Raw genomic sequence first — 21,726 nt, forward strand, 5'->3', positions numbered from 1 at the left:
GGTGGGTATGTTGTTAAAAATGCTTATCCAAATACAGCCGCTTCGATGTCATTTAAAGCAGTTTTAAAATCGTCATTAACGATTTGAATATCAAATTCATCTGCGGCCTTAATTTCTTCTTGGGCACGGTGCAGACGACGGGCGATCGCATCTTCAGAGTCTTGACCGCGAGAGCGTATGCGTTTCTCCAATTCCTCAAATGAAGGCGGTAAAATAAATATGCTCAAGGCACTGGGGAAAGAAGCACGAATTTGTCTTGCTCCTTCTAACTCAATTTCTAGCACTACCAACTTCCCAGAATTAATCTGGTTAAGCACAGCTTCACGGGGAGTGCCATAATAATTACCAGCAAATTCCGCCCATTCTAAAAATTCACCTTCAGGGATTAATTGTTCAAACTTAGTACGGCTAATAAAATAATAACTTTTGCCATCGATTTCCCCTGGACGGGGAGAACGGGTCGTCACGGATACCGAATAATAGAGTTCCGGATGACGCTGTAGGAGCGATCGCATTAAAGTACCTTTACCAACCCCACTGGGGCCAGTTAAAACAATCAATCTACCTAGATTTGGAGATTCTTTGGTAGTAGCGCGACTCTGGATGGGTAAAACTCGGATCATCCGTTTAACCTGTGAATTAATCAATAGATATTATTTATTACTCTTGTATTCGTGGCCAAGCCCACCATTGACTACGGATTTGTAGTATTGGTGGCAAAAAATTGGTCTAATTCACATGGTACTGCCGATAGGCTGCAAATAGAGTAAGGTTTTTAACCCACTGCTTGTCAATTATCTACAGTCTGATGATCGCGGGAAATCACAAAACGATTCGCTACCGTTTCCGGCTGAATCGCTGACAGAATTACGTGGCTGGAATCAGTGATAATTACAGCCCTAGTGCGTCGGCCATAGGTTGCATCAATCAGTTGACCTCTGTCCCGTGCATCGGTAATAATCCGCTTAATCGGGGCAGACTCTGGACTGACAATTGCAACCACTCGGTTGGCAGACACGATGTTGCCAAAGCCAATATTGATTAGCTGAATGTCCATAAAAAAAACTAACTACAAACGCAGTTTGAGAAGCTTGTAATAAACTTATTTCCATGTTATCGCCAATAAATGGGAGTTACAACGCTTAAATTCGCGTCAGCCTTAGTTTTTTAAATAATGTCTGCTTTTTTAGCTGTTTATCACCTAAAATTCCCAAAAATCTACCTAAAGATATAGTGAAAATCATACTTGTATCAGCTAGTCGATTGATGTATATTTATTTTTTTTCAGCTGACGATTAGAGATTGCAGATTAAGGGCTAGGAATTAGGAAAAAGTTTTTCTAAAGATGTAATAGCCAATACCTAACCCATGCTGACTTAGGATTAGGTAGTTAGAGTACTTAATGTCTCAGTTGCATCGGCACGCGAGTTTTTTAGTAATTGGCTTTAGTTTTTAAGCGAACAAAATACGACTGAGGGCAATTACACACCTTATTAGACCTGCCTTGAAAATAGGGACTGGGGACTGGTGACTAGGAAAGAAATATTTTCATTCCTTCGTTGTGAATTGTGTTCATGGAGTCTCTTGCAAAAGTCCTTCTTTGCGTTCTCTTCTCTGCGCCTGGAGCGTGATACAAATTCATATTTATGCAAGAGGTCTATTTATGAAACTGCGATCGCTACTAGATGCTGAGCTTAAGTTGATTGAGATTTGAAAACAAAAAAATCAAGATTTTCAGGGACATTTTACGAAAAGAAGCAGGGATTTTTAGAATAGTGGGATAAGTTAACATAAAAATTAAAAAGGTTGCCGATTAGACAACCTTCTTATGTAATTTATTAATGAGTTACTTAGCAGTTTTTTTCAAACCTTGCCAGCTTTCTCGCAATCGTATCAAGTTAGGCGTATGACCACCATAACGCCAGCTAACATAGGCTTGGCAAATTTCATCTATGACCTCAGCAGTTGCTGGGGCATGATGTTGGTATGAAACTTTGGCATACTCTAAAGGTGTTTGTGCCGGATGTTTTGCTAAACCTTTTTGCGCTGTCCATTGCAGCATTTGTTGATAAAGGCTTTCCATCGCTGGCAATTTCTTTAACCATCGACGATTGCGCCATTGCCGCCACTGTCCCCAACCGAGCCAACCAAAGAAAGCGATGGTAGTACTCAAGATTAAGCCAGTCAATACACCCAACCAACCTTGAGTAAATAAAGCTAAAAACCAAGCGATCGCTCTACCGATCCAGCTAAATATTGTCCCAAATACATTATTCAATAAACCTGTCACCGGAGAAGGTAACCATCCAGCAACCCACTGCCAAAATTGTCGCAGCACGCTAAAAGTTTCAGTATCCTCAATTGATGGAGGTATTAACGGATGATTGGGAATTGGATCGAAGGCAAACCAGCCAAATTTCGGGAAATAGACTTCCGTCATCGCGTAGGCATCTGTATTACGGACAACATACATCCCTGTGAATGGATTAAACTCTCCTGGACTAAACCCTGCTACCAACCGTGCTGGGATACCAATGGAACGTAGCATCACTGTGAGAACTGTGGAAAAGTGGTCTGGATAGCCTCCTTTGTTCTTGAATAAAAAAGCTTCTACCAAATCTTCTTTTTCATCCAAATAAGGTAGGTCTAAGGGATTTTGCGGAATAGAGTAGTATTGCTTCAAGTATTGAGCTAAGTAAAGAGCTTTTTCATAAGCTGAATCCAGACTTTTAGAAGACTTTGCTACCCGGTTTTGATTGTACTTGGTGAGGATTTCTTCGGTGCGTTGCCGGACTTTTTCAGCAATTTCGGGCGGTATTTGGAGATAATGCTTTTTAATATCTTGGGGATATTTAGTAGAAGTTTGACCTAATAAAGTCCGATCGCGGTGTGGTACTTCGGAAACTACTGTATAAGTCACGCCTTCTGATAATTCCACAGGCGATCGCAACCCATTTTCTTTATCAACTGCAATCATTGGTGTGGGAAAGTAAATTTCCTTGGGATTAGCCATCGCTGGAATTAAATTCGGCAAATCCGACACCACTGTATAAGTTTGTACTACTTCTTGAGTTTTACCAGAAATCAGAGGTGGGGGAATAAAAATTTGGTAAGACCAGGGCGGCCGTCTGATGGTGGTAACATCATCTTTACGAGAAACTTCCCATCCTTTACCTGTATAACGGTCAAATGCCAACACTCGCCAAAAACCTTCAGCTTGCGATCGCACTCGCATCACAACTTTAGGTTTCATCTCGCCCCGGAGATTTTGGTTAATTTCGCTATTGAAACCGTAGTAAAAATTATTATCTACTTTTCCTGGTTCCCCAGTTTTGCCCTGTCCTGTGCCATCGCCTTGATTATTGCCATTACCTTGGCGGACATAGCCGGGATTGATAATGCTACGTCCTGTAAAACTACCTTTGATTTCAATTGGAGAACTTACAGGAAAGGTTCTTAATTGGTAGCCAGGTAACCTCGGTAAAACAGCGAAAATTGCCAGTCCGAGACCGACAATTACAAAAAAATTAACAATTAAAAATTTAAAATTTAAACTTGAGAATTTATCCTTTGGGGTCTTTTCTTTTTGTATTTTTAATGGTTTCAAACCCAAGCGCGAGCGATAATCTAATACTAAAGTTGGGAGAGCGATCGCTAAAAACAACAGCAACACAGGTGCAAATGCTAAAGTCTGACTCAGCGTTGCAGCCACACCCAATAAAATTAATCCGATAACAATCGAATAACCCAAATTTTTGCGGCGGGGTGTATCAAAGCTGTGCAACACCTGTAGTTGAATCAATAACTCTGCTAAACCCAACCGCGTATCATTCAACTCTGTCACTAACCGCCCAAAGAAAGTACCCAGCGCTATTAACATTCCAATAGCAATGCAGAACTTCACTGCGATGTTAGTATCGCGGCGACGATAGTAACTCCAAACCGCACCCACTACACTTAGGGGTAACGCCCAAAGACTGAATAAAGTCTCGGCGGCGATATCCGTCGCCACAATTCCCAAAATAACCAACGCTAGCACCAGCACCCGCAAGGAAATTGAATTTTCCACTTCTGTCGAAGGCGAACCCTGTGTATTTTGCTGCCTGAAATTACCTGTAGAGAGACGCCAAAACCGATTCATGGTGGATAAGTTAAACATTTCGAGTCTAAGGTGTAGAACCGACGGAAACAATGGTAAAGACGGAACTAGCCGCCCTACTATCAAGTATTCCCGTTGGGGGAAGTTTTCTTATCCTGTTTTTAAGCGTCTATAAGTGAAAAAGTGATGGCTTGGTAAATATAGAGACGTGGCTAAATCAGTATAACGCAGCGAATTAACTGCTTCCACAGGTTTTGTGACTACTCAATTTTCCGCGAGAGGCTGCGCCAACGTGAAGGCTTGTCTGCGACACGCCGCGCGAACGCCTACGTTTGTATGGCGCAAATTCTATTCGCCAAAGCTTTTATAGCAGTTGAAGCATACTTTAAGACATCAACCGATCCTTAAACTCTGACGCCAATAGACTCTGAAGGCTGTTGCCTATTGCCCATTCCCTGCTATAGTCCAAAATTGGTGTTATCGGGTGAGTCTACACCTGCCTAAGATTTGGCAACCTACATTAAGTAAGCACCCTGTTTTTAGTAGTTTTGAAAGAGAAACAAAGCCCCGAAGCAACAGCTAGGGGAAAAGTTATCTTAATATATATCAGCGTTGATTGACGCAGTGTGCTAGCGGTAGCAATTTAGACTACATTGTGGGACTAATTACAAACAGCAAAGGTTGTTCGTCTATTTCTGGAAACTCAACTTCTAGGGTATAAATTGGGTTAAGTTGCTCGCAGCCTAACTCTACACTTAAGTATCCGGAACTTGAAGATGTTGTCATTGCTAAGGTACCACTTCCCCGCAATGTCAAAGTTCCTTTAACGGGTAAATCAGCTTGAACGAGTAACTTCGTAAGTTTACCTAGAGATTGGTACTCTACTTTAATGTTTAAAGTACCGACACTGGTTAACCATTGTCTTTCTACCACTGGACTAGTTGCTGAAAGTGGTAGAGTCAGATTTTCCAGCAATTGTTTTGCCGCCAGCAATGACAAAGCCATCTGTTGACGGGGTTGTAAATCTGAATAATCGCTCTGAATATCCGGCATTTTGTCCAGAGTATTCACGGAACGATAAGTGCTTCTTAGCACTAACCCAGCGATATCATTTAGTGCCTGAGATTCATTGGGGAAAAAGTTCTCCACCACTTGAACTAATTTTGCCCCCAGTGGCACTGAAGATGTAACCAACGCTTGACACTGTTCTAGCAATTGCCGGAAAACTCTTTCTGGCAGTGGAATCGGCAGATTCAGCTTCGACTGCTGTGCCATCCATCCCCAGCTAGGAACGAGTGCCATTGACGGCTCATCAAGAAAATCGGGATACTCGGTTAATTGTGTTTCCCAAGGAAACAAGGGTGGTTGGTCTTGGATTTGGATTTGTAACCGACGCTTAAGGACGGCTTGGAAACGATCTTGCACAGTAGGAATTTCTCCCGGTAGAAAGGCCTGGGGTGTTCCTCTCAGTTCTGACTCACTGTTTTTTGAAGCAGTGGCTTCCTTGAAGAGGTTTTCTACCCCGTAATTTTCCTTACATTCTAACGAGGGATGCTCATCGTTTTTGACATTACCTGTCAATAACCAATAGAGACACTCGTCTTGTAAGGATTCTGAGTCACTATTCATGAGTAGATGCACCAGATCCGGACACTAATGAGTTACGAATTTCCCAAGCTTGTTCGAGAATCTTAAACCAACGTTTTTGCAGTTGTGCCATAGACAGCCCTAAAGTTTTAGCTATTTTTTCATCGCTTTGCCCTTGTTGCTTCAACTCTAGTAAAGACCGCTGTTTGTTGTCCAACTGTGCTGTGTATGCTTGCCATTGCTGGGGAGTTAAGCCCAAGTTGGTATGCAATGAAGCTTCTAGCCATTCGTGAACTAATTCCCAACGGTGTAACAAGGCGAATCGAATTAGATGATATTTGAAGCGCTGCTGTAAGTAATCTCTCTGACGAGGGGTTAGACCCAAAACCGACTCAATTTCCTGTGCTGATAAATCTTGAAGGCGAAGCGAAAAGTAATCAGCGCAGTCAGATTGTTGTCGTTGTTCGAGATAATTCATTAATTCCGTAATCACAACGGAACGTAAGGTGTCTTCTTCAGGTTCGGCTTCTGTTTGGGTTGCCATTGTGGAGCGCAATTGCTGAATGGCTGGTTCTTCCCAACCGTCGCCATCACTATTGCTACCTTCTGCGGCTTGTTCTATGTCTACGCTGGTTTCGGGGGGTTGCTGTTGGGAGAAAGTTTGCGCTCTGAGGATAATTAGCTGTTGCTGACGGCCTGGTAAGGGAATTCGTCGCTTACCATAGCGTTCGGTAAATGCCATATACTCGGCCAATTCCAGAAGCGTTTGTGGGCGGTAAGTGGCACCGAGTTGATTTTCTCGCCGGAAAGCGTTCAATGCTTCTAGATAAAAACTTTGTAGAAAGTCTTCAATTATAGTTAGCCGTCCTTGATAGCTCAATTGCTTCTGAGGAGGATTAATGTAACGATAAATAATAGCACTCAAAGTACTGTGTAATTCTACCCTGCCTCGATTTGAACCTAACTGATAGTACCTAAGACACTGTTGCAGCCGATGTCGGGCGAGGGTGAGTGCCGAGCTTTCTACAGCCCCGGAAGCTTGGATTCGTTTGCTTTCACTGCAAATCCGGTAGACTTCAGTGGTGATTCGTCTTGCTACATCGTGGCAATTCTGTTCCGAAGCTTTGGTTGACTGCTGAAACTCCCTGGACAGGAGTTGAAAGATCGCCTCCACACCAATAGAATTTTCTCCCAGAAAGGTTGCAGATGGAATAGTTGCGGTTGCGGCTGAATTCATAGTCTCGGTTTTCAAAAGACCTTAAGGTATTTAAATACAACCTGTACGACCGTGGGTGTTGGCTTTTTGGGTTTTGCCTATAAGCTAAATGCAGGCCCTACCTACGTTTGAGATGTGCCTGATTTTATTATTCCCAAATTTAATGGGATTGTTCACATTTTGTAGATGTTATTGCCATTACCCAGGAGTCGTATACAAGTCATTATGGATTTAGAAGCACAAATTCAATTGCTGATTGACAATGCACCCCGCGATGGTATTACACCAAATCTAATTTCAGCAATTTCTCCTGCCCTGAAAGCGATCGCTCAGAAATTACGTTACTCCCAGTACTATATTCTCCAAAGTTCGGAGGGTAACTGGGTTTTAACTACGTTGAGCAATCGTACTAATCCAGGATTAGAAAAGCGAGTGGTTTACGCTTTTCCTACCATACAGGATGTCTCCCTAATTTCCACTGCTGGGCTTGACCCTCAAATGCTAACTAAAATTGTTCCCGCGACCCATATTTTGTTTCAATTGGTGGCATTAGAACCCGTAGATAGTATCGTTTTTTTGGAAACGCCGGGTCAGACCACTCATACCTTTGAAGTTCGGCGAAGCGAGCTAGAAAAACTCATGCAACAACAGCTGCGAAAGATGCGATCGCCTAAACACATACCCCCTGATATTGCATAGAATAATTTGCGAGGTGAGATTTTTTCTATACAACCCAATATCTATTTTTAAAATTTTTGAGCGCCAGAAATAGCGCTCAAAAATTTTTCAAAAATTTTCAATTTCTAATCCGCTTGCAAAAATTTGCTTTATTTAGGAACCCATTTTTTCGCTTATCACTTTGGAATATCTAAAATTGATTAAAAAACAGTTACCAGTGAACAGTTATCAATTTTTTTGTTTAGGTTTTGCTGATTCGTGAGCTAGATTTCAACTTTCTGAAATATCTAAAATTGATTAAAAAACAGTTACTAGTGAACAATTCTCGATTTTTTTAACTTCTGCTGAGCTACAAATCCCTATCCAAGAATAGTTGAGTAGGTTTTATTTAGACAAAACTTACGCAACTAAGACATATCCGTTTCGTGCTGGGAGTTAACACTAAAGGCAAAAACCCTGCACGAACAGACATTTTGAAATTTTAGATTTTTTTAATTATTTAATCAAAAATCCTTCTTGAAAAGCTTTGCTCGGAGGGAACCTCCCCACCCAGCGGGATCTTGCAACAAACTTTTCGCAAAATCTAAAATCATTTTTTAATAGAGCCGACTCAGCCCATAATCAGCTATGTTAATCAATGCCTGCTGGGACTCAGAGGCTGGCAGAACTGCGAGATGTTCAATTGCCAATTTAGTATGATGAGCAGCTAATTCTCGCGCTTGCTGTATACCTTGACTATCCTGAATCAGTGCTAATGCTTGCTCTAAATCTCCCTCTTGAGCAAATTCTCTTTCAATTAGCACTTCCAAGTATGGTTTTTCGGCTAAAGCAAATAAAACGGGTGCAGTTAGATGACCACTTTTGAGATCCGACGCCACTGGTTTACCCAAGGTGTCTGTTGTACTGGTGAAATCTAGAATGTCATCGACAATTTGAAATGCTATGCCCAGATGACGACCATAGCTGTACATATGCTCAACAGTTTCTCGTGACACTTCACTGAGTAAAGCAGCAGCTTTGGAACTGTTAGCAATTAACGAAGCTGTTTTGTAATAACTCTTTTGAAGGTAAGTTTCAATGGAGATGCTGGCATCAAAACGATTCAATCCCTGCTGAATCTCCCCTGTAGCTAAATCCATAATCACTTCTGAGAGGAGTTTCACCACCTCCAAATTGTCTAAGTTTGCTAAATACCACGAAGATTGGGCAAAGAGAAAATCTCCTGCTAGTATGGCTATGCGGTTACCAAACAAACTATGAACGGTGGGAACGCCTCGCCGCACGTCTGATTCATCTACCACATCATCGTGTACCAAGCTTGCTGTGTGAATCATTTCGGTAATTTCAGCTAAGCGGCGGTGACGCGGGGTAATTTCTTGGTCTAACATTGTTGCCCGCGATATTAGCAGGACAATTGCTGGCCTGATACGCTTTCCCCCAGCTCCGAATAAATGTTCGGCTGCTGCAAACAAAATGGGGTGGCGATTTCCAACTAGCTGTTTGAGGTTATCTGCTAGTTGTCGCAGGTCTGCTTCCACAGGGGTAAACAGGGAGGTGGCTGGGGTCATGGATGGGCGGACTCTGACTTAGGTTACGAAAGTTTACATATCCTTTACTCATTTTAAGATAACCCTGTGCCAGCGCAAAGTTTTCATCAGCTAATCCCATACTCTTAAGTTTATTGGTAGATAGACAAAAATTGTTTTTTGTCAATAAGCAATTATGCTTTATTGAAATATAACTTTGGACAATATAGGAAAAGTGTTCGCAGAAGATCGTGTTACTGAGCTATTGTGAAATTTTTCCTGAGTGTAGGATACTACCTAGAATATAAAAATAAGGCTTGAGCAATGACCATTCCACAAAAATAGCAATCAAATAAGCTGGTGCAAAATTTCAGGGTATTCACTTGCCGTATTTGTACATTGACCTCTACAGACACAACCAAAAAAAGATAAGTATTATTGCTGATTGACTATTTTGGGAAAATCTGGATTAGATTGGTTAGTATCGGACTAAATTTTTTTCCAGATCGAAGTCTAGCTATTGAAAAAATTTGAAATTTAGCAGGCGAGTAGGCTTAAAATTCAGGGCTGTTGTGTTACGCTAAAATATAGGAATTTTAAATTTTTCAAATACTCACACACCAAAAGTTAAGTCACCTGTTAGTTGATTTTACGGACACGGTAGTTGTGTGTATAAAATAACTGTTCGTTGGTGATATTAAGGGAATAAATTCTTTGATTTTTCCAACGAGATGCGAAACTCCTAGTTTGGAGTTATGGGATATCCCTATGGGAAGTCCTTCGGGTAACGCTCCTTCTCTGCGAGACGCTAAACAAATGTCGCTAAGGGTAGGCTACGTCAAGTAGGTTATAAAGTCGTACTTTATAACTAAATTGGCTCAAAGTTAAATGACTTTAGTGCATGTTGAGCGCGAGGGTTACTCCTGTCACAGTAATGTGAGCAAAAATAAGGCAGATCGAGTAGACCGCTGAGAATTGCAGTATTAGGTTGTCTATTGGCAACTTAACTGCTGTGGTATTTATGGTCTGCTAAAAATTGCATTAGATAATAGATTATTTGTCAGTAGAGAGTCTTATCTCTATAGGTAGATTTACTATAAGAAACTACAGTCATCAAGAACGTACTTGGTTGGCTGAGTTCTACTAATTTCATGAAATTTTGTATTTGTTGCCAAGGGTGCTAGTAGAACAATGATTTACGGAAGTGTGCCTATGATGATTTTTATTTTAGCGTCTGGATATTTGTTCACAGTCTACCTGTTATTAGCACTAGCAAAACGGACGGGTACAAAGACTGCTCCAAGAAGTTTTGCTTCATCTGTTGAAGTAAAACACGAGCAGGAGATATCAGTTCGGACAAATGTGACTGAAGCAGTTAATAGTCAATAGTCGATAGTTAGGAGTGAGGAGTGAGGAGTTTGGAGTTATTAATTCAAAACTCTTAATTTTTAACTCCTAACTTTTTAGATAGTTTTATTGGGGTTGGGAAATAGCGATATCAGTAAAGCAAACCTGTTCGACTAGGGGTGTATAGCCTAGCCACTGGACTCCGGACTGGGAAAATTGTTGTGGACAACCACTGACAGCAAAGCGAGTTGGTAGTGGTGGCTGGGTGCTTCTTAAGCCTAGCAAGTCTAGTTCTTGAGCACAAGCAGCGACAACGTGAACAGCTGGGTCAACTAACTGGACTTGAGAGGGAAGCAGCGATCGCAATACTGGTGCCAGGAGCGGATAATGGGTACAGCCGTGGACTAAGGTGTCAATTTCCTGCTCTAATAAAGGTTCTAGATAGCCTCGTGCAACTTCAGCAGTGTAAGGGTCGTGAATGCGGTTTTGCTCAATCAGCGGCACAAACTCTGGACATCCAACTTGCCAGACTTGGACATTTGAATTGATTTCGAGTATGGCGTGCTTATAAGCATTACTCTTAGCTGTGGCGGGGGTGGCAATTACACCAATGCGCTTTCCTTGCTGGACTGCTGCCCTTGCCCCTGGTAGGATTACCCCCAGTATAGGTATGTTAAATTCTTGACGCACAGTTTCTAAGGCTAGGGCAGAACTGGTGTTGCAAGCCATAATCACCATTTTTACCTGCTGCTGTTGCAGCCAGGTGAGGATTTCACGCGTAAATTGTAAAATTTCTGCTTGTGAACGAATTCCGTAAGGAAGCCGAGCTGTATCCCCAAAGTAAACAATTGATTCATTCGGGAGTTGGCGATACAGTTGTCGCAGTACCGTCAGTCCTCCGACACCACTATCAAAGATACCAATTGGGGCATGTTGGGGTTCTTGATTAGAAAAATTGTCAAGATTTCCTTCAAAAATGGAAGATGAATACACAGGCAGATATTGATTTAGGTTTTTGGATATAAAATACAGAATCTAGCAGAGAATGTACAAATTTACCACTAAATTCTGTACTAAAAACAAGTCTAAATACCACCTCTCAAATGAGTAATTTTTACTATATTACCTTTGGCGTAAGTATTTGAGAATGCCACTAGCGATCGCTTCTGCCATTCGATTTTGATACTCTGGCGATCCTAATCTCGGATTATCCTCGTAACCAGTCATATAACCTGTTTCCACTAAAATCGAGGGCATAGAGCTTTTCCGGAGAACGTAGAATCTAGCTTTGCGCGTTCCCCGGTCTTTAATGGTAGAGATGTTTTGCAAAATCGTATTACGAACTACTTCAGCCAGAGCATAACCACTGTCGTAATAATAGACTTCTAAGCCATTGACAGTAGGGCGATTATCAACAGAATTAGCGTGAATGCTCACAAACAAAGTAGCATTAACTCGCTCGGCGATATCTACTCGTCCCTGAAGTTCTACGAAAAAGTCAGCATCTCGTGTTAATACTGCTTGTACACCATTTTGCTCTAAAATTGCTGCTACCCTTCTACCAATAGGCAAGACTACATCTTTTTCCAACAGTCCGCCCAAACCGGGGGCGCCTGAGTCCTTACCACCGTGTCCTGGGTCAATAACTACTAGCAATTTTCCATTAGGAACTGGGGGGCGTGGCCGTGGCTGGGATGTGGGGCGAGGATTATCTGTGGGGTTGGGGAATTGACCTTGGTTTGGTGATGGAAGCGGAGGTAAAACAATGGGGGGTATCTTACCAGACCGTCGTAATTCTAAAGCCAAAAGCTGGTCGCCCACTTGGTTGAGTTCGCCAATTTGCACTCCGGCTGCTGGTTGAATTAAGACGGTGACAGTGTTGGCTGGTTGTGGTTGCAGGCGAACGCGGAGGATAGGGCTATTAGGATTAAAAGTTGGTCCTTTAACTTTAGGAGCTAATCGAGCATTATTGATGGTGATGCGGAATAGACCAGAGGTTCTATCCCAGCCTCCTGTGGCAGATAAACTTTGGTCGGCTCTAATTAACAGTTGTGTGCCATTACCAGCTAGTTCTACAGACTCAATGGTGGCAGGTGAATCGTTCGCAGATGATACAGAAGGTGGAGTATTGTTGCTTGGTAACTGGGCAATACCACGACTGGGCAGAACCACAAAACCACCAATAGTACTGGTAGTTGCCCGCCAGTCAGAACCATTTTTGTCCACCTGTAAGGTCATGCGAACAACAGACAGGCTACTTTCCAGTTGGGAGAATTGGATGCGACTGACCCCATAACGATTAATTGGTACATCTCGCTGCTGGAGATTTGGTGAGAGAGTTGCACCAGCGATATCAATATTAATTAGCTGGCGATCGCTGCTACGATTTACCTTAATCTGAGGGTTAGCGCCACTGGTGGCCACGAAAAAGCCATCGCCTGTAGTTCGTAAGCTTTCAATTTGAGTAACTCTAGCGACAACTGTTCCCCTATTCGGTGGATTAACGCTGTCGGTTGTCACCACATTATAAATATTTCTTGGAGATAACGCTGCTGTCGGTGTTCTTGGTGGAGTTACTGTAGCTATTTCTTGCTGTTGAGTAGTTCTTGCAGGTACATTTTCGGCTTCTGGCGTAGGTAATTGCACTATCCAGCGATCGCCAGTTGTACTTAGAAATTTCACTTGTTTGGGGTCTAAAGTATAACCAGGGGTCAATTCGACGACTATACGCGTTGTTTGTTCGTCAAACTGCCCGATGCGGATAGCGCTAATTGCACCACCGACTTGTTGGTTTAGCTGCGGACGCCCAAATGTCGTTCCTGGCAAATCAATTACCAGCCGAGTTGGGTTGAAAATTAACTGTGCTTGGGGTTGGACATCTCCCGCAGTATTAATTTCCAGTTTGTTTTGATTGGCATCAAAGCGCCAAGATTCTAGTCTCGCGGCCATTGCCGGCGACGACAGCATGAAGATAGTTCCAATAGTACTGGGTAGTAACCAGCGTAATTTCACAGTCCTTTCTCCTGATTCACATTCATGGGAGCCGTCAACATCTCAACATATTGGCAAATCCTCACACCGTCACCGCCTAGACTTGAGTTTTGCGCTGTTATTAAGACACAGCTAATGGCGTAAAATATAGCACGCTCATCCGATTTTGCCATGCCATTAGCCCATATATAGGATTCCTATTTGATTTTTGAACTTACTCGTAGAGTCAGGCAATGGAGAATAGGCAATAGATAAACATTAGGGACTTCCAAATAAAAATATCCTATCGCTTTGGTGGCACGGGCTAGGGAGCTTTTAGCTGGAGGAGGGAAAGTAGCTTGGAAGCAGTAAAATTAGATAATTTATTTTTTGGAATTCCCTTAATTGCCTCTTGCCTGTTACCTGTTGCCTTTAGGTGTACGGTATTTTTTCACAAATTAAATTGGATTGCTATAAATTAGACGTACAAAGCATCAGATGACAATAGCAAACAAGCGACTCTTGTTCCGCCGCAAGAATACCTAAATTTTTTAGGTAAAGTACAAAAAATAGGTAATTTTTTGCCTACAACTGAGTAATTAGAATTATGCCAGTTGGGAGTTTGAGGTTGTGATGAGTCTAGGTGAGATAAATTTGTTCTCAACACTAGCAATATCGTCATGATAATCACTATTAAATTGTATAAATTTAGTAATCATTTAGATTTATTTACTCAAAAATATAGACATAATTACTTATCTTCTCTTCAGGTATTGCAGGATGCCACGAGCGATCGCTTCTGCCATTTGATTCTGGTAAGCTGAGCTTCTGAGTTTAGCGTTATCCTCTCGACCAGTCAAATAACCTGTTTCTACGAGAATCGAAGGCATGGAACTTTTTCTGAGGACATAAAATCTGGCTCGACGCACTCCCCGATCTCTGATATTTATGCTTTGGAGAATACTGTTATGGACAATGCGAGCTAAACCCAAACCACTATCGTAATAGTAGGTTTCCAAGCCACTGACATCCGGACGCCCCGCACCTGCTGAATTAGCATGGATGCTAACAAATACATCAGCATTAGCTCGCTCTGCTAATTGCACTCGTCCCGGAAGGGTGACAAAATAGTCAGAATCTCGCGTCATAACTACTTGGACGCCATTTTGCTGCAAAATCTGAGCTATTTTTTTACCAATAGGCAAGATGATGTCTTTTTCCCGTACTCCGCCAATACCGACTGCTCCTGAGTCTTTACCGCCATGCCCTGGGTCAATGATGACTACCACTCGTCCATTAGTAATTGGGCGTTGTGGTTGCCTTGCAGGTTGGGGATTGGGATTATTTGGGTCTGGGAATGGGCCCCGGTTTATCGGTGGTAATGGAGGTACAGTATAAGGGGGTCTGCCAGGAAGTGTGACAACTCGACGAGAACCTTGTATTGGTAGAGCCAAGAGCTGGTCACTGATGCGATTGGGTTGACCAAGTTGCACTCCGGCTGCTGGTTGAACTAAGACAACAACTGTGTTGGGTGCTTGGGATTGCAGGCGTACCCGCAGAATGGGGCTATTGGGAGCAAAGGTAGGGCCCGTGACTCTGGGAGCTAACTTAGCATTGGGAATTGTGATGCGGAATAGACCAGAGTTTCTATCCCAAACTCCTGTAGCAGATACTGTTTGGTCAGCTCTAATCAGCAGTTGTGTACCATTATCAGCCAGTACCACCGACTCAATTGTAGCTGGTGAGTCGTTAGCCAATGGTCGGCTGGGAAAAGAAACAGGTTCTGACCCATCGTCAGAATTATTATTTCCAGGTAATGTCACAACACGAGTAGGTAGAACTACTAAACCAGTATTACCACTTTTAGTTGCTCGCCAGTCTGGGCTATTTTTATCTACCCGCAAAGTGAAACGAACACCAGGGGGTTGACTTCGTAGTTGGGTAAATTCAACACGGCTAACCCCGAACTTGTTAACGGACTGATTACTTTGCTGTATTAGGCGTGGTGATAAAGATGCGCCAGAGATATCTATAAAAACACTAGCACGATCGCGGCTGCGAACTACCTGAATCGGAGGATTTGCACCGCTGGTGCGGAGGAAAAATCCATCACCTGTGACTTGTAGGCTCTCAATTTGTGTTGCAGATCGGGGAGTGGTGACGACTCTTGAGAGTTCGGGTTGAGGACTAGAGTCTGGGGTTACTACACTGTAAATATTTGTTGGAGGTGATGCTGTTCTATCAACTTCTGGCCTGGGCAATTGCACTGTCCAGCGATCGCCAGTTGTTCCCACAAATTGCACTCGTTTGGGGTCTAAAGTATAACCAGGGGTCAATTCGACCACTATACGTGTTGTTTCTGTATCAAACTGCCCAACACGGATATAACGAATACCATTACCCACCTGTTGGGTGACCTGGGGACGCCCAAAGGTCGTTCCTGGCAAATCAATGACCAACCGAGTCGGGTTGAAAATTAGTTGTGCTTGGGGTTGAACATCCCCGACAGTATTAATTTCCAGTTTGTTCTGATTGGCATCAAAGCGCCAAGATTCTAATCTTGCCGCCATTGCAGGCGACGATAGCATCAAGATAGTTCCAATAGCGCTGGGTAGTAACCAGTGTAATTTCACAGTCCTTTCTCCTAATTCACATTCATGGGAGCCTTCAGTAGTGCTGAGTATATAGTCCAAAGTTACTAAAATTCACATTTCAACAAGCCTAAACGCTGGTGTAACTCTTGGATTAGATCGCCAAATAATAGTTTTGTGCTTTATTTGACTTATTTCATTGCTCAGCCCTGCTTGGGTCAATATCTCAACTCATTGCTAAATCATCACACCGTCACCACCTAAACTTGAGCTTTGATGCCTTTTTTAATTAAAATGGTATAAAGGCACACTTCAATCAATATGATTTATCAGCAAAAGATTGCCAAGTTTGATATCGGGATTTAGATCCAGGTGAAAGCTTTCACCTATAGAGGTGGGCGACTCTGACTCCCAATAAAACTAGATAACTGATAACTGTTTGTTGTTTGTTGCCATTGATGCACTAAGTAAATAATTCCCACTACTGTCAGTGAATCTAGCTTTTTTGATGGGTAGCTACTCCCCAATTACTTGAAAAATCTTCAAATTAAGAGTGATAAGAATCTGCTTTCTAAAATCGTAACTTTCACTTTGGGTGGAGTAGAGAGTAGGGAGTAGGGAAGAGAAATTTATAAATTACGCTTCTGGATATAAATTGGTATGAGGAGCAGGTGAAAAGTAGAAATAAGTAACATTCCGAATACTAGTAGAAACTATAAACAAACGACAATTTTATAATCACACGGGACGGAGATTTGGGGAGAGAAGTTTCCAATGTCAGCAGAGAGATGGGGCAGAGGAGCGGAGGGGGAAAAATTCTTAACTCAGCACTCTCAATGCCCAATACCCCATGACGGCAGTTGCTCCACTTGAGGAGACCCCTACGTACCTGTCACTGCCTCCCCAATGCCCCAGCGATTAACTATCGCGAGATTCTGTGGTTTTTTCTGTCACTGATACCTTCGACTGGGGTGGTTCGATTACCAGCGATGTTCCAGAAGCACCATCTAAAACTAGTTGCTCTGACCCTGCGGTTTTTGGTTCTGGAAATACAAATCGTAACAAGGGAGGAGCTAAAAAGGTGGTTAAGATAACCATCATAATAATCGCTGCCCCCAGTGGCTTGGAAAGAACGCCGCTAGCAGCGCCAACACCAGCAAATACTAATCCAACTTCGCCTCTAGGAATCATTCCCACACCGATCGCTAAACGGTTGATTTCCGGTTGACCAAACACGCTTAAACCTGTGATTACTTTACCAATGATGGCTACTATAATCAGGAAAGTTGCCATAATTAAGCCTTCTCGATTATCGGGAATCGCTGGGTTTAGGACTCCCAAATCGGTTTTTGCACCAACGGTGACAAAGAAAATTGGCACCAGCATATCGGCAATGGGACAGACTTGCGTTTGCAGTTCTTTACGCTTATCTGTTTCTTCTAGGACTAAACCTGCGGCAAAAGCTCCCAGAATTGCTTCTAAGTGGATGACGGCGGCCAGATATGCCATTGCAAAGGCGAAGACGAATGCTGGTATCACAACTCCACCGCGTGTTTTAAGATGGTTAGCGATCGCCACAAAAGACCTATTGAAAACATTCCCTAGCAAGATTGCTCCCAAAATAAAACCAGTGGCACTGATAATCAAATAAATGACTTTGCCAACATCCACTACACCATCTTTAGCTAAACTGGCAACTACCGCTAAGACGATGATTCCTAGCACATCGTCAATCACAGCAGCACCGAGAATAATCTGCCCTTCTTTAGAATTGAGTCGCCCCAGTTCTGATAGCACTTTGGAAGTAATCCCAATACTAGTAGCAGTCAAAGCCGCCCCCGCAAAAATCGCCGGCACAGCGCTGATACCAAACAAAGTCATCAGTCCCACAGTACCAGCGGCAAAGGGTACTGCTACCCCCACCACTGCAACGACGGTGGCTTGGATACCCACTGCCATTAAGTCTTTTAAGTTGGACTCCAAACCGATTTCAAACAGCAGGATGATCACGCCCAATTCTGCCAAAACGGAAACGACCTCAGACTGTGCTGCAAACACCGCTGGAGTCGCTTCGGGAGATAAACCAGCTGTAGTTTGCAAAAAGGTCATAATCAACGAATTAGAAGCCTCTGTGCCGCCTTCTGGAAATACCAAAAGATGCAAAACAGAGACACCAACTACCACACCACCTACGAGTTCGCCTAAGACAGGCGGCAAACCCAGTTTGTTGGATAACTCGCCACCAACTTTGCTGGCGAGGTAAACGACTACTAAGCTTAGTAGCACTGCTGCTACTACCATTGAACTGTCTGCGGCTTCTGTTGCGCTAGCCAGCAGAGGAAAAGAGAAGTTGATTGGATTTAACAAATGCATTGGGTTCTGTGAAAATCCTTCTCTTTGATTTTGACGCGTTTCTGAAAAACATCTGTCTTTCGATACGAAATTTGCAGCTTCTAAGACTTAATCTGTGCCATTTGTCATATCTATCAAGCGCTGCCAATAGACTTGAGAAACCGGAACTACAGACAATCTCGGAAGTCGCAGCAAGTCAAAGTCTGTAAATTTTTCATCCTGCTTAATTTGCCCTAAAGTCACAGGTTGCTGTACTCTTTGCACTGCCCGCACATCCACAACTACCCGTTTGCTATCGTTGAGTGCTGGATCGATATAAGGTTGGCTAATTATTTCTGCTATACCTATAAGTTGTCGTTCTTTGCCTGTGTGATAAATCAACGCCAAGTCCCCAATTAGCATGGTGCGTAGATGTTTGAGGGCTAGAGAATTGTTGACTCCATCCCAAATTGTACTGCCGTCCCGTTCCAAATCGAAGTAAGAATAATTTTCTGGTTCAGTTTTCAGCAGCCAATACGCCATACCCAAATCTCCCAAAAGATTAATGTAATCTTTTTAGTTTCCAAAAATGTAACCATTCCCGCTTTTGATTCTGGTGGTGTCAAAGTATAAACATACAAATCGTATCTAGCGATCGCATTTGAATTATGAAAAACTTGTGGTGGCTGTTAACTTTCAACAGTCACCAGAGGATTGCTACATACGCTTAATTAAAAATATTTGTTCTGAGGAGTGCAAATCTTATGACTAGAGCCGCTTTACCCGGTTCGCTGTTTCCATCTGCAAATTTGTGGAAAATACTGTCTTTAACTTTGCTTTTATGTACAACTTTTACACTACCGCCTGCATTGGCACAAGAAAAGGAGAAATTGTGGCGAACCTTGACTGTTAATGGTCGGGGAACGCAAGAAATTCCCACAACCATATCCCAAGTCAGTTTAGGAGTGGAAATTCAGGCTAAAACTGCACAGGAAGCACAGCAAGAAGCCGCCCGCAGGTCATCGGCTGTGGTTGCGTTTCTGAAAAACCAAAATGTGGACAAATTACAAACCACTGGTATCCGGCTCAACCCAGTTTATAGCTACAACAATAATGTACAGCGGATTACAGGCTATGCTGCCAATAACACCGTGAGTTTTCGCATTCCCATTGAGCAAACTGGTACCTTATTAGATGGTGCAGTGAAAGCCGGCGCAACACAAATTGACGGTATTAGTTTTGTTGCCAATGATGAAGCGATTACTAGGGCGCAAAATGATGCATTAGCAGAAGCTACCCAAAATGCTCGACAGCAAGCTAATGCCGTTTTCAGCGCCTTGGGTTTGTCACCAAAAGAAGTGGTAAGCATTGAAGTTAATAATGCCACTCCCCCTCCACGACCTGTTTTATATCGTGCTGAGGCTGCTAAATTGCAGAATGCAGCTGATGTTTCCACTCCTGTAGTTGGTGGCGAACAGGAAGTAGAAGCATCTGTAACGTTGCAAATTAGTTATTAGTTATTAGTCATTAGTCATTAGTCTTTTGTCGTGACTAATGACTATTGAGCAATTAGAAATTATCTGGCGAAAAATCTCCGCCCCCTTCGCCATCGCGTTTAGAACCTAATAAATCTAATTGATCTACTTGGATCACCGGTGAAGAACGGTTTGCTCCAGTTTGGCGATCGCTCCATGTGTCAAACTTTAAGGAACCTTTGACTGCAATTTGTCTACCTTTACGTACATAATTGCCTGCCACCTCTGCCGTTTTTCCCCATAGTTCCAAATTAAACCAATCAGTATGTTCGCCTTCCTTAGTACGGCGATTCACAGCTAGTGTCAATCTACACTTAACACTACCAGATTCAAAATATTTCATCTCTGGGTCGCCGCCTACACGGCCAATGAGGGTGACAACATTGATACTCATGTGCGTTACCTTTTAGTACAATTGTACCTATTAATCTAGACTCTCATCATAGCTAATTGTCAAACTATTGAAAATAATGCGTTAAAGAGTTAACAATATGATTGAATTGAAAAATTATACATAAAACTGGGGGAAACACATAAAAGTATACGGATATACTAAGTCAACGAGAGAATATCAAAAAATAGATGCCTGAGACATAGTAAATATTGCTGGGAATTATATAAAAATATAGTCTAGTTTACTGGACTCAGGATAGAAACGAATAGCATATAACACTATTAACTCTTAACTGTTGTAGTCAAAAAGTAGCACATAGGGGGCTTAGAGACGCGTGGGTCTTTTCAGGAACTTTCGCACATCATGGGATATGGGTATCGACCTCGGTACCGCTAACACCCTTGTTTATGTATCTGGTAAAGGTATTGTACTCCAAGAGCCTTCAGTGGTTGCCATCGATCAAAATGAAAAGGTGGCCTTGGCTGTAGGAGAAGAAGCCAAGAAAATGCTCGGTCGGACGCCTGGAAATGTGATTGCTCTCCGCCCCCTGCGCGATGGCGTAATCGCTGACTTCGAGGTTGCCGAGCTGATGCTCAAAAGCTTTATTCAACGTGTAAATGAAGGTCGATCCCTGATTTTACCGAGGATTGTCATTGGCATTCCCAGCGGCGTCACAGGAGTAGAAAGGCGAGCTGTGATGGATGCAGCTCAACAAGCTGGCGCAAGGGAAGTTTACTTAATTGATGAACCTGTAGCAGCGGCAATTGGAGCAGGACTACCTGTTACTGAGCCTACTGGTAACATGATCATTGACATTGGTGGCGGCACCACAGAAGTTGCAGTCCTAAGTCTTCAAGGTACGGTGCTGAGCGAATCAGTACGCATTGCTGGGGATGAACTAACTGAATCAATCGTTCAGTATCTGAAGAAAATGCACAACTTAGTGATTGGTGAACGTACTGCCGAGGAAATAAAGATTCGCCTTGGTTCTGCGTATCCCACTAACGATGATAACGATCTGATGATGGAAGTCCGGGGCTTACACTTACTTTCTGGTCTGCCACGAACTGTAACAATCAAAGGCCCAGAAATCCGTGAAAGTATGCTCGAACCCTTATCGGTAATTGTAGAAGCTGTGAAGCGAACATTGGAACGCACGCCTCCAGAACTAGCAGCAGACATTATTGACAGAGGTATTATGCTGGCTGGTGGTGGTGCTTTGCTCAAAGGTATAGATACCCTGATTAGCCATGAAACAGGGATTGTCACCCACATTGCCGCCGATCCTTTAAGCTGTGTTGTGCTGGGGACAGGCCGTGTGTTAGAAAACTTTAAGCAAATGGAACGAGTTTTCAGCGCCCGCTCTCGCAATATGTAGCGAAAAAATATCAGACTTGAGTTCTATTTGAGTTCTATTTGGGTTTTATATAAATAGAATCCAGGTAGAACTTA

Annotated in this window: 16 protein-coding genes; 4 read left to right on the forward strand and 12 right to left on the reverse strand. The window is 42.8% G+C overall.

What is annotated here, in order from left to right:
- Positions 1-23: 23 nt before the first annotated feature.
- From gmk to hetZ, 5 genes are all read right to left on the reverse strand, one after another.
- Positions 24-623 carry a guanylate kinase gene (gene gmk, locus H6H03_RS17185; protein WP_190956290.1) on the reverse strand — a complete coding sequence of 200 codons (600 nt, stop codon included), beginning with the start codon at positions 621-623 and terminating at the stop codon, positions 24-26.
- A 167-nt stretch (positions 624-790) separates the two neighbouring features.
- Entirely contained in the window at positions 791-1,057 is a 267-nt protein-coding gene (gene remA / locus H6H03_RS17190) for an extracellular matrix/biofilm regulator RemA (RefSeq protein ID WP_073639751.1), read from the reverse strand.
- A 789-nt stretch (positions 1,058-1,846) separates the two neighbouring features.
- Positions 1,847-4,141 (reverse strand): transglutaminase TgpA family protein, encoded by a 2,295-nt coding sequence (locus H6H03_RS17195; protein ID WP_190956291.1) that lies wholly within the window; start codon positions 4,139-4,141, stop codon positions 1,847-1,849.
- 606 nt (positions 4,142-4,747) lie between these two features.
- Positions 4,748-5,728, reverse strand: coding sequence for a PatU (locus tag H6H03_RS17200; RefSeq protein ID WP_190956292.1), 981 nt, complete (start codon positions 5,726-5,728; stop codon positions 4,748-4,750).
- A complete protein-coding gene (gene hetZ, locus H6H03_RS17205; protein WP_190956293.1) occupies positions 5,721-6,923 on the reverse strand; it encodes a heterocyst differentiation protein HetZ in 1,203 nt (400 codons plus the stop codon). The genes H6H03_RS17200 and hetZ overlap by 8 nt, the downstream gene beginning before the upstream one ends.
- A 204-nt stretch (positions 6,924-7,127) precedes the next feature.
- Here hetZ and H6H03_RS17210 point away from each other — a divergent pair, with 204 nt between their 5' ends.
- The gene (locus H6H03_RS17210; RefSeq protein WP_190956294.1) at positions 7,128-7,601 is read left to right on the forward strand and encodes a hypothetical protein; all 474 of its coding nucleotides are present in this window, start codon (positions 7,128-7,130) and stop codon (positions 7,599-7,601) included.
- A 575-nt stretch (positions 7,602-8,176) separates the two neighbouring features.
- On the opposite strand, the gene sds is transcribed toward H6H03_RS17210, so the two are convergent.
- Complete coding sequence (gene sds / locus H6H03_RS17215) at positions 8,177-9,148, reverse strand: solanesyl diphosphate synthase (protein WP_190956295.1); 972 nt, start codon at positions 9,146-9,148, stop codon at positions 8,177-8,179.
- Between the two features lie 1,149 nt (positions 9,149-10,297).
- Between sds and H6H03_RS17220 the strand changes: the two genes are divergently transcribed.
- Positions 10,298-10,495: a hypothetical protein gene (locus H6H03_RS17220; RefSeq protein WP_190956296.1), complete on the forward strand. Its 198-nt coding sequence runs from the start codon at positions 10,298-10,300 to the stop codon at positions 10,493-10,495.
- Between the two features lie 84 nt (positions 10,496-10,579).
- Here the strand turns inward: H6H03_RS17220 and murI are convergent, their stop codons facing one another.
- From murI to H6H03_RS17245, 5 genes are all read right to left on the reverse strand, one after another.
- The gene (gene murI / locus H6H03_RS17225; RefSeq protein ID WP_190956297.1) at positions 10,580-11,446 is read right to left on the reverse strand and encodes a glutamate racemase; all 867 of its coding nucleotides are present in this window, start codon (positions 11,444-11,446) and stop codon (positions 10,580-10,582) included.
- 129 nt (positions 11,447-11,575) lie between these two features.
- Positions 11,576-13,465 carry an N-acetylmuramoyl-L-alanine amidase gene (locus H6H03_RS17230; protein WP_190956298.1) on the reverse strand — a complete coding sequence of 630 codons (1,890 nt, stop codon included), beginning with the start codon at positions 13,463-13,465 and terminating at the stop codon, positions 11,576-11,578.
- Between the two features lie 713 nt (positions 13,466-14,178).
- The gene (locus tag H6H03_RS17235) at positions 14,179-16,056 is read right to left on the reverse strand and encodes an N-acetylmuramoyl-L-alanine amidase (protein ID WP_190956299.1); all 1,878 of its coding nucleotides are present in this window, start codon (positions 16,054-16,056) and stop codon (positions 14,179-14,181) included.
- Between the two features lie 876 nt (positions 16,057-16,932).
- Positions 16,933-18,387 carry a cation:proton antiporter gene (locus H6H03_RS17240; protein WP_190956300.1) on the reverse strand — a complete coding sequence of 485 codons (1,455 nt, stop codon included), beginning with the start codon at positions 18,385-18,387 and terminating at the stop codon, positions 16,933-16,935.
- Between the two features lie 87 nt (positions 18,388-18,474).
- Positions 18,475-18,888 (reverse strand): EVE domain-containing protein, encoded by a 414-nt coding sequence (locus H6H03_RS17245; RefSeq protein ID WP_190956301.1) that lies wholly within the window; start codon positions 18,886-18,888, stop codon positions 18,475-18,477.
- A gap of 221 nt (positions 18,889-19,109) precedes the next feature.
- Between H6H03_RS17245 and H6H03_RS17250 the strand changes: the two genes are divergently transcribed.
- Positions 19,110-19,862, forward strand: a complete 753-nt coding sequence (locus H6H03_RS17250) for an SIMPL domain-containing protein (protein ID WP_190956302.1) — start codon at positions 19,110-19,112, stop codon at positions 19,860-19,862.
- A 52-nt stretch (positions 19,863-19,914) separates the two neighbouring features.
- Here H6H03_RS17250 and H6H03_RS17255 read toward each other — a convergent pair whose 3' ends face one another.
- A complete protein-coding gene (locus H6H03_RS17255) occupies positions 19,915-20,274 on the reverse strand; it encodes a single-stranded DNA-binding protein (RefSeq protein ID WP_190956303.1) in 360 nt (119 codons plus the stop codon).
- 370 nt (positions 20,275-20,644) lie between these two features.
- Between H6H03_RS17255 and H6H03_RS17260 the strand changes: the two genes are divergently transcribed.
- Entirely contained in the window at positions 20,645-21,652 is a 1,008-nt protein-coding gene (locus H6H03_RS17260; RefSeq protein ID WP_190956304.1) for a rod shape-determining protein, read from the forward strand.
- Positions 21,653-21,726: the final 74 nt, after the last annotated feature.

Source organism: Nostoc paludosum FACHB-159 (genome assembly GCF_014698835.1).
Taxonomy (GTDB): domain Bacteria; phylum Cyanobacteriota; class Cyanobacteriia; order Cyanobacteriales; family Nostocaceae; genus Nostoc; species Nostoc paludosum.